Source organism: Microvirga pakistanensis, assembly GCF_004458765.1.
Classification (GTDB): domain Bacteria; phylum Pseudomonadota; class Alphaproteobacteria; order Rhizobiales; family Beijerinckiaceae; genus Microvirga; species Microvirga pakistanensis.
In genome coordinates, this window is the sequence record NZ_SPJX01000664.1 from 39,818 (window position 1) to 54,009 (window position 14,192).

The 14,192-nt window shown below is 59.9% G+C and carries 11 protein-coding genes; 2 read left to right on the top strand and 9 right to left on the bottom strand.

Going from position 1 to position 14,192, the window contains the following annotated elements:
• Nucleotides 1–514: 514 nt before the first annotated feature.
• A complete protein-coding gene (locus E4K09_RS26245) occupies nt 515–1,012 on the top strand; it encodes a GNAT family N-acetyltransferase (RefSeq protein ID WP_166802528.1) in 498 nt (165 codons plus the stop codon).
• An 18-nt stretch (nt 1,013–1,030) separates the two neighbouring features.
• Here the strand turns inward: E4K09_RS26245 and E4K09_RS26250 are convergent, their stop codons facing one another.
• From E4K09_RS26250 to E4K09_RS26285, 8 genes are all read right to left on the bottom strand, one after another.
• Entirely contained in the window at nt 1,031–1,711 is a 681-nt protein-coding gene (locus tag E4K09_RS26250; RefSeq protein ID WP_134500588.1) for a transglutaminase-like cysteine peptidase, read from the bottom strand.
• Between the two features lie 175 nt (nt 1,712–1,886).
• On the bottom strand, nt 1,887–2,090 hold the full coding sequence (locus E4K09_RS26255) for a hypothetical protein (RefSeq protein ID WP_134500589.1): 204 nt from the start codon (nt 2,088–2,090) through the stop codon (nt 1,887–1,889).
• A 286-nt stretch (nt 2,091–2,376) separates the two neighbouring features.
• Nucleotides 2,377–2,856 (bottom strand): lytic transglycosylase domain-containing protein, encoded by a 480-nt coding sequence (locus E4K09_RS26260; protein WP_134500590.1) that lies wholly within the window; start codon nt 2,854–2,856, stop codon nt 2,377–2,379.
• 245 nt (nt 2,857–3,101) lie between these two features.
• A complete protein-coding gene (locus E4K09_RS26265; protein WP_134500591.1) occupies nt 3,102–4,799 on the bottom strand; it encodes a methyl-accepting chemotaxis protein in 1,698 nt (565 codons plus the stop codon).
• A gap of 392 nt (nt 4,800–5,191) precedes the next feature.
• Complete coding sequence (locus E4K09_RS26270; RefSeq protein ID WP_244610701.1) at nt 5,192–5,848, bottom strand: protein phosphatase CheZ; 657 nt, start codon at nt 5,846–5,848, stop codon at nt 5,192–5,194.
• 56 nt (nt 5,849–5,904) lie between these two features.
• A complete protein-coding gene (locus E4K09_RS26275) occupies nt 5,905–6,288 on the bottom strand; it encodes a response regulator (protein ID WP_134500593.1) in 384 nt (127 codons plus the stop codon).
• Nucleotides 6,289–6,334: 46 nt separating this feature from the next.
• Nucleotides 6,335–6,823: a chemotaxis protein CheW gene (locus tag E4K09_RS26280; RefSeq protein ID WP_134500594.1), complete on the bottom strand. Its 489-nt coding sequence runs from the start codon at nt 6,821–6,823 to the stop codon at nt 6,335–6,337.
• Between the two features lie 2 nt (nt 6,824–6,825).
• Nucleotides 6,826–9,498 carry a hybrid sensor histidine kinase/response regulator gene (locus E4K09_RS26285; protein ID WP_134500595.1) on the bottom strand — a complete coding sequence of 891 codons (2,673 nt, stop codon included), beginning with the start codon at nt 9,496–9,498 and terminating at the stop codon, nt 6,826–6,828.
• 536 nt (nt 9,499–10,034) lie between these two features.
• Here E4K09_RS26285 and E4K09_RS26290 point away from each other — a divergent pair.
• Nucleotides 10,035–10,829, top strand: a complete 795-nt coding sequence (locus E4K09_RS26290) for a Crp/Fnr family transcriptional regulator (protein WP_244610702.1) — start codon at nt 10,035–10,037, stop codon at nt 10,827–10,829.
• A gap of 242 nt (nt 10,830–11,071) precedes the next feature.
• Here E4K09_RS26290 and E4K09_RS26295 read toward each other — a convergent pair.
• Nucleotides 11,072–14,192, bottom strand: a 3,121-nt coding sequence (locus E4K09_RS26295) for a tetratricopeptide repeat protein (protein ID WP_134500596.1), incomplete at its 5' end; no start/stop codon positions are given.

Here is a 14,192-nt window from a genome sequence, read left to right on the forward strand (position 1 = left end):
AGCGGCTGCTCGTGCAAGCTGAGCAGAAGATCAGGAAGCTGCAACAGAAGGTGACGGATCAGAAGCAGCAGATTCGCGCGCTTCAGACACAAGCCAAGCAAGACGATCGCCTGGCTGCCGAACGTGAGGAGCTCAAGGCCGAAATTGCGGAACTGAGGAGCGAGACCCGGGAGCTGACCCGTGCCAACCGTGAGCACGTGGAGAGAGCCGAAATCCTCCGAGTCGAGAACGCCAGATTGCGGGCGGAAATGAAGGGCCGAAAGCCAAACGGGATGAAGGCTGGCACAAGCTCACGAGCCATGTTGGAGCCGTCCTTATCTTGATACTTGTCGCAGCAATCGCCTCCCGAAGATACGGACCGTCGGCGAGCAGCCGGTTGGAACACCATGGCGTTTTGGCCACAATCCGCAACGATGTCTCGAAGCGGTCGATCTCGTGGACTTGAACGCCTGACCGGATGCAGGTCGGATCACTTGATCCGGTCTGCAGGTTTTTGGTAACGAGCGCCACGAATATGGTGCGTTCGCCTGGACCACATCGTTTCCTCCCCGCTGATATTCCGATGATTGTTGCCTTACGACCTGCTCGCTCCGACGATTACACGTTTGCCCTTCATCTTTATCGCGAAACGATCAAACCTCTCGCAAGGGCCTGGATCGAGTGGGTCGATGAAGAACAGGAGGCGCAATTTGCAAGCCTGTGGCGTCCGGAAGACACCCGGATCATCACCCGAGACGGCGAGGAGGACATCGGCTGGATCGAATTCCGGAAGACTGGCGACGAGATCTTTTTGAAGCAGCTCTATATCTCGCCTGTTCATCAAAGACGTGGCATTGGCTCCCAGGTCATGCAAAGACTTTTGCAGGAGTGCCATGCAACGGCGGGCTCGATAGCCCTGTTCGTTCTGAAGAATAATCCTGCCTGCCGCTTCTATGAACGGCATGGCTTTTCTATCGTGCAGGAAACAAGGACCAAGTTCATCATGCGCCGTGAAATGGACAAGGCCGCCTAGCGCGGCCTTCCATCCGCGCTATCGGTTGGCGGTGATCGCAGGGGCTGTCCGATCTCCAAGAGCGACCCAGCTTTTTCCGTTGGTGCCTTCACGCTTGACGAAAGTATAACCTGCCTGACGCCAGGACAGGATATCGTTGCGCTTATTGTCGAGAATGAAGTCCCCCCGATCCGTGAGCACCATCAGAACGGCGTGGCCCTGCCCTTGCTCATCGATGACGGCAGCCATCCGCAAGGCACGTTGCGACAGGCCTGCCTGGACCAGAAGCTTCCGCTTCAGGAGCTGAATGTCCTCGCAATCGCCGAGACCGTCATCAGGATAATCCCACCGGTCGAGAACGCCCCAGCGATCCTGGTCTGTCACTGACAAAATCGATGCATTGACGCGCTCATTCACCGAAGTGAGGGTGGCCCAGACAGCCGGAGACAGCGAAATGCGTGCAGGCTGGGAGAGATCGACACCACACTCACGGGGATAGCGCCGGCAGAACCTCGTCCAGGCTTGGGTGGGATCGGCAGCACCTATCACTCGAATGAAGTCCGCGCCGCGTGCGTGGAACGCACTTTCGGCGGAAGCAGAGCCTGCAAAACAGGGAAACACCGCGAAGGCGAGACCTACCAACGCCGCTTTCAGCGCGATCTGTCTTGTTGTGCCGCCGAAATCAGAACAGGTGCGGAAGAACGACTCAGCATAGGCCATGGCGAGGCTCCGATCATGGAGCCAATACGATGGGCTTTCATGGTAAATGAGGGATTAACACTCACGGCATGCCCAATGACGCTATGATCCGAAACCGACAGTCCAGTGATGACCCTGGCCGATTCGGAGAGCCGGAACTGTCGGTCTGCTCCCTGTAAGCGGACCGAGCCGACTCTCAGGGAAGTCTCTTGTCGGATGGCTGATCCGCGAGTCGCTTGATTTCGAATATGGCCGCAATCACGAAGGCCGACAGCACCAGAAGCGTGGCGAGCGTCGCAAGGGTTCCTTCCTGAATGCTGGGGTTCCCACCGATGAGCAAGATCATCGCCAGCCCAGGGAGGCCCAGAGTGATGGCAGCCAGGATGTTGAGGGGCGTCATCCATCCCTCCGATCTGTGAGTGTCCGGTGCTGCAGAGTCATTCTCTGAAACCCTCTCGACCAAGGACGAGCCCTTTGCAGGGCGGGGATGCTGCTGGAGGCTCGATGTCGGCTCCGCTCTAGCCTGCTGCTTCACGTGTGCTGTCCCATGAGTGCCATGCCATTGGATTGTGTCGGGTTGGCGCGGACTTCTCAAGTAAGGTTTACGTCATCAGTGAATAAACAAAGGGGTAGTTGCTGTCGCCGGCGCGGTCTATCCTGGACGCTCCCTCAAGGTCCGTCGAGGATTATCGCTTTCCGGCGGACACGAGAGCGGAGGGAGCAGCCGAAATTGTCGATACAGGTTCGCTCGTCGCGATCCTCAGCTGTCGCAACAGCCCCTTTCGCTTAGCCTCATAGTAATAGCCGCCAGAGTAGAGAGCGACTGCACGGTCTGAGTTTCGGCCGGCCACCATATAGGCATTCGCCAGATAAGGGACTGCGTAAGCGAGGTTCGTATAGGCGTCGAGCAGACCCGACGCAGGGCCTTTGTAACCCATGCCGCGCGCTGTGGCGTAGCGGATCTGCATGAGCCCGAGAAAGTCTCGATTGGCGGCCCGAGGGTTGTAGCCGCTCTCCCGTTGGATGATTCGATGCACAAGTGCTTCAGGCACACCGTGAATTTTCGCATGCTGCGCCACGAGAGCGTCGATAAGGGCGCGGTCGGAAGCAGATGCGGGCAGGGCACAAGCGGCGAAAACGATGCCTAGAACCAGACGAGCGAACATCATATCCCTCATTTTCAGAGAGGGATTTTCCAGCCAAACGTGGCAATTAGGCGTCAGCTTGGCCTTAAGACGGGGCTGGCTGGCTCCGTCGTCGATCTTCGTCCAAAATTCGTACTGAGTTCCGTGGCGAAACAACCCGGCACATGTGCCCCTCCTGCCCACGCTGACGAGGCGAGCCTCCTGACCAGCGCAGAGAAAGACGTCAAGGATCGCTGGAATCAGCGATCCTCTGCAGCATCGTCCCGCTAAGCCGCTTTGACGCCAGAGAGGAAGGTGGCCACCTCATGAGTGAGATCGTTGGAGTGGCGGGCCAACTCCTGCGCCGCTCCCAGCACCTGATTGGCGGCCGCACCGGTCTCACCCGCCCCCTGCTGCACGTCCACGATGCTTCCCGTGACCTGCTCGGTGCCGCGGGCGGCCTCCTGGACGTTGCGGGCGATCTCCGACGTGGCGGCGCCCTGCTCCTCCATGGCGGCGGCGATCGAGGTGGAGATCTGGCTCATCTCGGTGATCGTGCGGGCAATCTCCTGGATTGCCCCCACCGTCTCCTGGGTGGCCTGCTGCACGGAGGCGATCTGGGCCGAGATCTCCTCGGTGGCCTTGGCGGTCTGGCTCGCCAGTTCCTTCACCTCGGTGGCCACCACGGCAAAGCCCTTGCCGGCTTCGCCCGCGCGGGCCGCCTCGATGGTGGCGTTGAGGGCCAAGAGGTTGGTCTGACCCGCAATCGTGTTGATCAGTTGGACCACGTTACCGATCCGCTCGGCGGAGGCCGCCAGCGCCTGCACTGTCTCGTTGGTGCGCCGGGTGCCCTGGACCGCGCGCTCGGCCACCTGCGAGGACTGGCCGACCTGGGCGGCGATCTCGCGGATTGAGATGGAGAGCTCTTCCGTGGCTGCCGCCACCGTCTGCACATTGGCCGATGTCTGCTGCGCCGCCGATGACACGGTCACGGACCGCTGGTTGGTTTCACTCGCCACACCCGTCATGGAGCGAGCAGTGGCTTCCATCTCGGTGGCGGCCGAGGACAGACCCTGCGTCAGCGACGAGACGTTGCGCTCGAAGGTCTTGGTGAGCTGGTCGAGCATCTCGGCCCGGCGCATCTTGGCTTGGTTCTCCGCCTCCTGCTCGGCCGCGAGCCGACGAGCCTCGATGGCATTGTCTTTGAACACCTGGAGCGAGCGGGCAAGCGCTCCCACTTCATCCTTACGCTCGGTACCAGTGACATTGATGGTGAGATCGCCATTCGCCAGCTGACCCATAGCGCCGGTCATGATCTTCAGGGGACGCACGACGGCAAACACAACGATCGAGCCCAGCAGTGCGACAGCGATCAGGATACCCACGGCAGATGAGACAATCAGGGATGTGGATGTGGAGGAAGCGAGTGCTTCTGCCTCAGCGCTAGCCTGATCGAGAGCCCTTTCGTTGACCTCGACGCGGTCCTTCAGGAGATTACGGACCTTGATGCGAAGATCCCGTCCGTCGCCATTAGAGATCTGGAGCGCAGCTGCATCCTGATCCTTCACGGCATAGGCCACGCTCTTGTCCATTTGAGCGAAGTAGCCGGAAACTGTTGCCTTGATCCCTTCATTGAGGGTGCGGCGCTCTGGCGTGTCAGACAGTCCGATCAGCTCATCAGAATGTTGCAGGGCGAGAGCCTTGTACTGCTGATAGTTCTTCTCCGCGTTGGTCATCTTATCGACGTCCGCAGACGAATAGAGGATCAGGTTCTTCTCCTGAATACTGGCCTCATTCACTTCCGAGTTGATCTTGAGGATCATTGTCAGACGGGCAGCCTCAACCTGCGCCAGCTCTTTCGTATCGGCCGATAGGTCGTCAAGCCCATGCTTAGCAATGGCGACCAGACCAATGGTGATCGCGACAAAGATCGCCGCGGGAATGGCAAGTTTGACGATGAGGGGGAAATTGTTGAGCGCGCGCATTGATGACCTGCAGCAAGTGGAATCCGAATATCCATTGCCTGCTAACCTTGTGCGAGGCTGACTGCTCTAAGAACAATATGTTGAGCCCACACATTCGTAATTCTGTGATTTCTACTGTTTTATCGAGACAAATCTGAGACTTCGCCCACCCGATCAGCACGGTGCTTCAAGATGATCGTCACGACTGCAGGTCGAGGCCGTCCGTGCGACAAAATGACCTTCGGCGCGGAAACGGGAGAGGAGTGCACGTGTCCCTATGGACCTGGGCATGGCGGTCGCTCCGGTGACTGGCGAACCATCTTTCCAGGATCATCTTCAGAAACGCGTTAGTGGAAGCCTACGCAACATGTAGCTCCCATCTAGAAAATTTCACTCTTCTCGACCGCGCGAGCTCATCCAAACAAGCTGTCGATGTCGTCCTGACAGATGCGTGCCGGGTCGCGGTCCAGCGCAGGTCCATTGAGAAGAGCGTCATCCCCTTCTCTCCTGGCTGTCTCTATGGCTTCGACGTCATTGAAGCTCTCCAGCCCACCCCAGATCTCGATCATCTTGGCAACCCGCTCCTCTATGAACCGCATCGAGTTCACAACCTTGCTGATGCGCTGACCGGTAATATCCTGGAAGTTGCAGGCTTCGAAGATCGTCACGATCGAGTTCGAGATTCGAAGGACCTTGTCCGCTTCTGTATCAGGAACGCTGCGGCTCAGTGAATTGGCGAGTTCGTCGATCTCCTCCGCCGCAGCAAGGATCGTGTTCGTGGCAACCTCCGTGCCACTGACCACGGCTCCGAGTTCATCGGTGACGCTGGAGGGCTCCCCGTTTCCTGGACTGACGGAGCGGAGTGTGGCTATTTCCTGCTTGGTGCGCTGGATCGACTCCGTGATCGCGCTGAGTTCCTCCTTCAGCTTGAGAGCCTCTCGAAGATCCCCCCGGATCTGGTCGATGAACGCTTTCGAGGCCCCGCTCTCCGGTTCGAGCGCGGCCTGAATGGCCGCGAAGCTCCGCATGATCTCAGCATGCCGCTTTGCCGCAATGCTCTCGCGCGCCATGGTTATCTGGTCTAGAGACAAGGGTTGAAAAAGATCCTTTGGTGGTCGCAATGTCGTCACTCGCCCAGGACCGCTACGATCTTTGATCGCAGCGTTTCAGCATTGAATGGTTTTACTAGATAGTTGTTGACGCCCGCCTGCTTCGCCGCCACCACGTTCTCGGTCTTGGCTTCGGCGGTGATCATGATGAACGGGAGGCTGCTCAGCTCGCCATCGGCCCGCACCATCTTCAGGAGTTCGTACCCTGTCATGGGGGTCATGTTCCAATCAGAGATCACGAGGCCATATCTCTTCTCCTTCAGCTTGCCGAAGGCCTCACTGCCGTCCTTGGCCTCGTCCACGTCGGTGAAGCCAATTTGCTTGAGAAGGTTTTTGATGATGCGGATCATCGTCTGATAATCATCGACAACGAGAACAGGAGTGGAAGTGTTGAGTGCCACGATTTTAAATCTTACCGTTGAAAGGATTGCCTAGGGATTTTGGATGCTATGCCGCCTGCCGCTCGGCTGTGAATTCCAACACGGCGTCGACGTCAAGAATGATCAGGAGCCTGTTCTCCAACTGGTGGACTCCCTGGGCTACACCCGCCCAACGCGCGTCGAGATGACCAGGAGTCGGTTGCATCACCTTTGGATCGAGCTTCAGCACTTCCCCAACCTCGTCCACAAGCAGCCCATAAGGTTCTCCCTTGTGCTCAAGACCGACAGCTAATCGCCGCTGGCTGTCTTCAAGATCGGGCAAACCCAAACGCCGTCGTAGGGACACGGCGGTCACGACACGCCCCCGAAGGTTCAGGAGGCCGGTGATTTCCGGCGAAGCCAGTGGAACAGAGGTGATTTCGCTGGTGACGAAAACCTCGTGCACCCGGCTGATGGGGAGGCCCAGCAATTGGCCCGCCACGACTACGGTTGGATATTCCATGGGCTCCGCAGACGTTTTGGCTTTTTGCAAGTCTCTGATATCGGCTGTGGTCATTGTTACGCGGCCTGTTCCATGACGGGATTGGACTCTGCGAGAGCAGCAAGGAGGCCTCTGCGATCGTGCCGTGAGACCAATTCTGAGACCCGCAATTTGCGAGCGAGTGCGACCTGTTGAGGATCGTGCTTGAGCGTCAGTCCGATCACAGGAATCGTGGCATGGGCTGCCGTTCCCCGCAGTTGCCCGATTAGGTCAAAGCTGGAGCGCTCAAGAAGGTCGAGGTCAATCACGAGGATGTCGATGCATGCGCGCGAGACAAGAACCTGCTGTGCCTCCATGGTGTTCGGCGCCATGTGCACTTTGTAGCCGGAACTCTTGAGCACCGGCCCGAGCATTTCTCGAAAGAAAGCCGAGTTATCGACCAACAGAACTGACCTGCCCCGCCGTTCCGACGTGCCGGCCTGAACCCAGGCTTGCGCGACCAGTGGTAGATAATGGGCTAGATTGACGACCTCGGTTGTTCTGCCCCTGATAACGGCCGAGCCAATCAGATCAGGGCGATCGGCCACAAGTTCGATGGTGAGGCGATCCTCGACGATGTCGACGATCTCTTCAACCGCGAGCCCCAAAGTCAGATCTCCATCCGAGAAAACGATCAGCGACTGACTACCTTGGCTTTTGACGACCATTGCCTCATCGCACGGGACGATGGGCATGAGCCTGCCGCGGTATTGCAGGAGCGGTCGCCCTCCGGTCCATTCGACTTCTGCCGCATCGATGACCTCGAGGCGGGTGACTAAGGAGAGTGGCAGGGCCTTGAGCGCAGGCCCGCTGCCGCGAAAGACCAACATCGTTGTCGCGCTGTCTTCGTCGGAGCCTGCCTCGTCACGCGCACCCTCTGTCGCAAGATGCCCGTCACCGGATCCCGAGCCGATCATGCGGGCGAGCCCATTGGGTTCGACAATGAGCACGACAGCGCCATCGCCAAGAATCGTATTGCCGGAGAACAGGGGAATATGGCGGAGCTTCGAGGACATGGGCTTCACCACGATCTCTTCCGTGTGAAAAACCTCGTCGACCATGATGCCGAAGCGCTGCGGCCCGACCTGGGTGACAACCACGAAGCCCTCGCTGGCACCATCGTCCTCCGAGAGCCCCATCACCTTGGCTAGCGGTATGATCGGCAGCAACCGCTCACGCAGTCGGAGCACCGCAGTGCCGTTGATGCGCTCTATCATGTGATCGGAGCCGGATCCGACCCGTACCAGTTCCTGCACGGATCCCTGAGGAACCGCAAACCGCTGGTTCTTTGCAGCCACAATCAACGCGGATACGATCGCCAGCGTCAACGGAATCTTGATGATGAAGGTAGATCCTCTACCCTGTTCAGATCGGATGTCGATGACCCCGCCGATCAGCTCGATATTCGTTTTCACGACATCCATTCCAACGCCGCGCCCCGAGACTGATGTCACCTTGGCAGCCGTCGAAAAGCCCGGGTGGAAGATAAACTTCGCGACCTGCGCGTCACTTATCCGCTCTGCTTCTGCTTCAGAGGCAATTCCCCGCTCGACAGCCTTTTTGCGGATGGCGTCGAAGTTGAGGCCCCTGCCATCGTCAGCGATCTCGATGGTGATCGAGCCCCCCTCGTGGAACGCGCTTAGGCGGATGGTGCCCTTCTCGGGCTTCCCGGCGGCTCTACGGTCTGCAGGAGACTCGATGCCATGGTCCGCGGAGTTACGCACCATGTGAGTGAGCGGATCCTTGATCACATCGAGAACCTGCCGGTCGAGCTCGGTATCAGCGCCTGCCATTACGAGATCGATTTGCTTCGAAAGCTCGTTCGACAGATCGCGGACCACACGCGGCAGCTTCTGCCAGGCATTGCCGATAGGCTGCATACGGGTCTTCATGACACCTTCCTGCAACTCGGCTGTGACCTGCGACAGCCGTTGCAAGGGCACCTTGTAGCCATGATCGACAGCGGTGCGGCGGGCTATCTCCAACAGTTGGTTGCGTGTCAGAACGAGCTCCGACACCATTGTCATCAGGTGCTCGAGCGTATCGACATTCACACGGATCGTCTGAACTTTGGCCGAAGCGCCCTCCCTTTCGCCCACCTCCGGCGCTTTGCCGGACTTCGCCTCGACCAGAGCGTCCCTGGTCAGCGATGGCGGCTGCGGAGCGCTTTGTGCAGATGAAAGCTGAGTCGTTTCCGGACCTGGGGCCTCACGAAAGGCTTTTTCAAGCTCGTCCAGGGAGACCTCGCCTGGCTTCAGCTCGCGTTCAAGAACCTGATGAGGCAATGTGCCATTCGTTCCTGCTTGTACGGCCGCAACGGAGTGCTCATTGATCGAGAGATTGACTGCCATCTCGCCCAGAGCGCCGATCAGGTCCTGATCCGAACCGGATGGCTCCGCGCCCTGACGTTCGAGCGCGGAGAGAATCTGCTTGATCCGATCCAATGTGGCCAAAATAAGTGAGATTGCGGGCGGGGTTACCGGCATGCCATCGCGGAATCGACCCATCAACGTTTCGGCAGCGTGGGCGAGCGACTCAAGACGCGGCAGCCCGAGAAAGCCACAGGTCCCCTTTATCGTATGGACCAGGCGGAAAATATTGCCGAGGATCGCCTGATTGTTCGGATCCTGCTCGAAGCGCACCATCTCCACATCAACGATGTCCAAATGCTCGGACGTTTCTGTGAGGAACTCAATCAGGAGATCGTCCATAACGACTGCCCACTCTCGCTATCGTGTGACTTGTTGAGCATCGGTGTATCCCGAGCCCGGTGGTGTGATCAGGCCGCTTCTACGCCGGACAGAAACGCACCGATTTCGCAACTGGAGCAGGCTGAGTGATGAACGAGCGCCCGAGCGGCGCACACGATTCTGCGAGGTGCGGCTCCTGCTGCAGGAGCTTCGCGAGGAAATGGATGAGAAGTCGCATGGTTCTTCTGTTGCCTGCCCACAACGCCGCGGGAAGCGCACGCCCCCTGACGCGCAAAATTCAGGCTGTTTTACCATGCGCGATGGTGTTGAATTTTGTTTTAACGTCGCAGCTTGGAATGAAGATTCCGCGCTCCAAAATGGGCTGGGGCCAAGGCGTCGAGCATGACCCTGGAGGGCCTACTTCACCTGGACCTTTTGTCATGGCTGCACAGAGTAGAACTCTTTAACGAATGACCCGTACAAGAGCGGCAGGCTGCGTTGCGTATCAGGCCTCCAAAGACAGCTCCGCCCGGCTCTACCCCGGGCGGAGTTTCCGTGTGAACGCATTTGCACCCGAGCGGCTTGGCCCACCAGCCGATGATCCGTATTATCCGATCCGCATGAGATGGATCATACTGGACTTCCGAATGGTGGACTTCCTGACCAATCGCCTCCTGGCTACCTTGAATCGAGACGACATCAGCTGGCTGACGCCCCACTTGGAACAGGTGGATCTTCAGCGGGGGATGATCCTTGTGCGGGAGCACGAGGTCTTTCGATATACTGGCTTTCCTACCACTGCGGTTGTTTCACTCGTTCGTGATATGAGAGATGGCCGGATCGCCGAGATGGCCTCTTTCGGCCGGGAGGCGATGATCGGGCTGCCCCTATGTGGCGCCCCAAGCGCGTCCCTGGGACGCTATGTTGTGCAAATACCCGGTTCGATGTGGCGCATCAGCACAAGGAAAATGGAGGAGGCAATTGCCTCCCGCCGGACCGTTCAGGATATGATCTCCCGGTACATGGAGGCTCTCCTGACTCTTACCCTCCAGTATGTGGCCTGTAATGCGGTTCATAGCGTCGAAGCGCGCGCTTGTCGCTGGATCGTCGCGACTCACGACCGCACGGGCAAAAACGATATGCCTCTTACCCACGAGGCGCTTGCGGAGATGCTCGGGGTTCAGCGCTCGACCGTCAGTGAGGTCCTGTATGCTCTTCAGAGCAGGGGAATGATTCAGCAGGGTCGAGGAAGGCTCGCAATATGCGACCGCTCACGCCTCGAACAAACGGCATGTGAATGCTACGGCAAGCTCCGTAAGCGATACCTGAGCCTGTTGCCGCTGCGAGACTAATCCGGATGGCTCCCTGCACGGAGTTTCATCCGCCTGGTCCATGAGCGGAACAAGGCTTCGCCACGACGAAGAGCGGCCGGGTAAGGAGATGATCGGTCCAAGCACGTGCGCTTGATCGAAAGGATGTCGAGCTTTCTCGGCGATGCTGCAATTCCAGGTCCCGATGGTGCTGGAGCCGGTTCGCCGCTCAAGAAACGCGGCGAGCCAAGGGAGTGAGCTGTTCCATGCAAGTGGCAACAGCTCTAGAACCTCGCCTTCACGGTCGCAGCAACGGTACGGCCTGGAGCCGGTATCTCGAACCCGTATTCATATTTCTGGTCGAACAGGTTCAACGCCGTGAGGCCCACCTGCAGGTGGCGGTCCGATGTTTCCCAGCTCACCGTCGCGTCGGTCGTCCAGTAGGAATCGAGCCGATCGTTCTCATAGGAGCCGGAACGCTCCCCGATGAAATTCTGGGTCAGCGTGAAACGCAAGCGGCTCGGGTGGACGAAGGTCACGCCGGCACGTGCGAAGCGCTCCGGAATATAGGGCACAGGCTCCCCGATGCCCCGCGGCTCGGGAAACGACGAGCTTTCCAGGATCCTAGACGTCGTTCCGCCGACCGTGGCAAAGACGCCGATGCCGTAGCCCAGCCAGACATTGACCGTTCCGGCGATCCATTCCGCGCGCGCTTTCTCGATGTCCTGAAAGCTGCTGAGGGTGTTGATCCTTGGAATGTTGAGGTCGTTCAAGATCTGCCGCTGATACTCCAGTGCGGTGAAGACACGCGGTGTCCATTCCGCGTCCCAGCGCAGGACGAGGCTCTTCGTCGGTCCGCTGGCGGGCGCATCATGCGGGATCAGTCCAACGGTGGTCGTCGGGCCGAGAGTGTAAGTCAATAAGGGCTCGGCATTCTCGATATAGGCCGCACGGAGCCACTGCCCTTCCAGCGGCGAAACGCCGACGCCGACGCGCGGCGACACCCAAACGTCGGGCTTGGCATATTTCACGTCGAGGAAGGTGCGATGGACGCCCGCCTGAGCTTCGAATCTGTCGTTCGGGCGCCATGTGAGATCGGCGTAGCTGCGGCCGCCGCGGAACGGGCTTTCGAAAACAGCCGAATCCTGCCCGTATTCCTCGTATCCTCCGCCATAGATATAGCGGGTAAAGCTAAGGCCGTTATATCGCGCCTTGCCGGCTTGAGCCTCCAGGCCGTAACGCAGATTGAAATCTCCGATCCCGACTGCGTGGCTCACCGCTCCGACAACGCCATCGAGACGCTGCTTTTCCTGCCACACGGTATTGATCGTGGGAAACCACGTGTAATCCCACAGCTCTCCCCGATCGAGCGTATCGTTCCGTGTGGCGAACACGGCCGCCGACAGGATATTCCGGTAGCCGAACGTGTGGCTCCAACCCACCACACCGAAGAGGTCGGTTGCGTCGCGCTCGATATGCTGGATGTAGTCGATACGGTTGAGATCCGTCAGGCCCGGCTTTCCCTCCGTCGCCCAGCCCATGAACATGAAGCGGTCAGCCGCCGTCGGGGCCGTGCCGAGACTCACTGTGAGGCCTCGTCCACTTTCGTTATCCGCAGAGAGATCTCCCCGTGCCCGGTTTGCGCTGGCGGACACGCTGAAACTCGTCGGCAGGGGCTCGTTCGAGAACCCGTTGACCTGCAGCCCGCCCGCCCAGCCCAGCTCACCGCCCCGTGTGATCACGCTGCTGCGGATCTCCGTGTCCAGAAAGGGACGCCGCAGCGGATCATACCTCCCGATGCGACCCGCAACCGCCAGAGGGTCCAGGAGAAGGCCCTGAATCGAAAGGTTCAGGGCTGCCCCGTTCAGTTCGGTGCCTTCCGCCGTATCGAGCGTCGGCTCGGTCGGGAACAGCCCCGGACGGCTGACGATCGCCTGATCGAAATACCCTTGAGCCTGAAACGGATCGAGTGTCCGGTCGGCATAAAACCGCGCCCAGTCATGCAGACCGATGAAGCGATAGGCTTCGACCGGATAGGACCCGCTCTGCTGACTGACGGAAATGCCGGCGTAGTCGCCGCCCCGCGCCCGGGAACGCCGCAGGGCCTCGCGCGCGGCCAGAATCGCCTCGTCGGCCAGGTAGAGATCCAGGGCGAAGGCGGTGCGCAGAATGGGAACGATGGGCGCCCTGGGATCCAGGCGATCCGCATTGTCGAGCGTCTGCCGGGCGAGTTCGTAGTCGCCGTTCTGGAAATAGGCATCGGCAAGGATCAGCTGATCATTGGAACGTGCCGGGTTCACGGCGGAACCGGCCAGCATGGCCTCGATCGCTTCGGCCATTCTGCCGGTCTGCAGGAAATGGCGCCCGCGGGCCGAGTAGGCTGTCGTCGGATCGAGAGCCAGCGCTTTGTCGATGAGAGCGCCTGCCTCCTCGACCCGGCTCTGATCAAGCAGGAAGATCGCCAGATTGACATACGGGATCGGATTGTGCGGCTCCATCTCGATGGCGCGCCGGTAGGCGGCTTCGGCTTCGACATGGGCACCCCGGCTCTCCTCCAGAGAGGCGATCTGGTTCAGGAGCGTGAAGGTCGGATCGGTCGCAGCAACCTTGTAGAGATCGGCAAGAGCGCCATCGATGTCACGGTCATAATCCGCCTTGATGGTCGCCCCGAAGGCGATCACGACCGGATCGGTCGGATCGATGGCCCGGGCACGTTCATAGGCGGCATACATGTCCTCACGGCGGTCGAGGTCCTGTGCGAGCGACGCAGAAAGAATGGCAAGGCCGACATCGCGCGGGAAGCGCCTTTCGGCCGCCGCGGCTGCGGCGGCCGCTGCCTGGAGGTCCTGACGGAAACCCGTGAGATAGGCATCGATTTCCGCCGTCCGTGGATCACCGACGGCAACCCTTGGTGCAGGCTGGACCCGCTTCGGGTCCGCCAGGGAGGCCGCGGCGTAGCGGCCATACTCCGCCCAGCCCCGGCGCAGCGGATCCAGGCCGGGCCTCGCGCGATCAAACAGACGGATGGCATCGTGCCAGCGCCTTTCCGCACCAGCCGCGAGCGCCTTCAGATAATCGGCGCGGGCGCGCTGGGCTGCCGACATCGGGCGGCCGAGAGCCTCGGCAAGGGGTCCTTCCGCGGCACGCCGGCCGCTGGAGCCCATCAGAAACTCGGCAAGCGCCAGCCAGTCCTCCGTCGTACGGGCCTCGGGCGCGATAGCCTGGAGCCGGGCGCCTTCGGCTTTGGATTGCCGGACCTCCAGCGTCGAGGACGGGAGATTGAGGAAAACCTCCCGCAGGCTCATGTAGAACAGCATCTGCTCCCGGTCGTTCGGGCTCACGAGCACGAATTTGGTCGGCGCCTGCCCGATGGCGGCCACCGCGCCCTCGCCCTGACGCACCGTC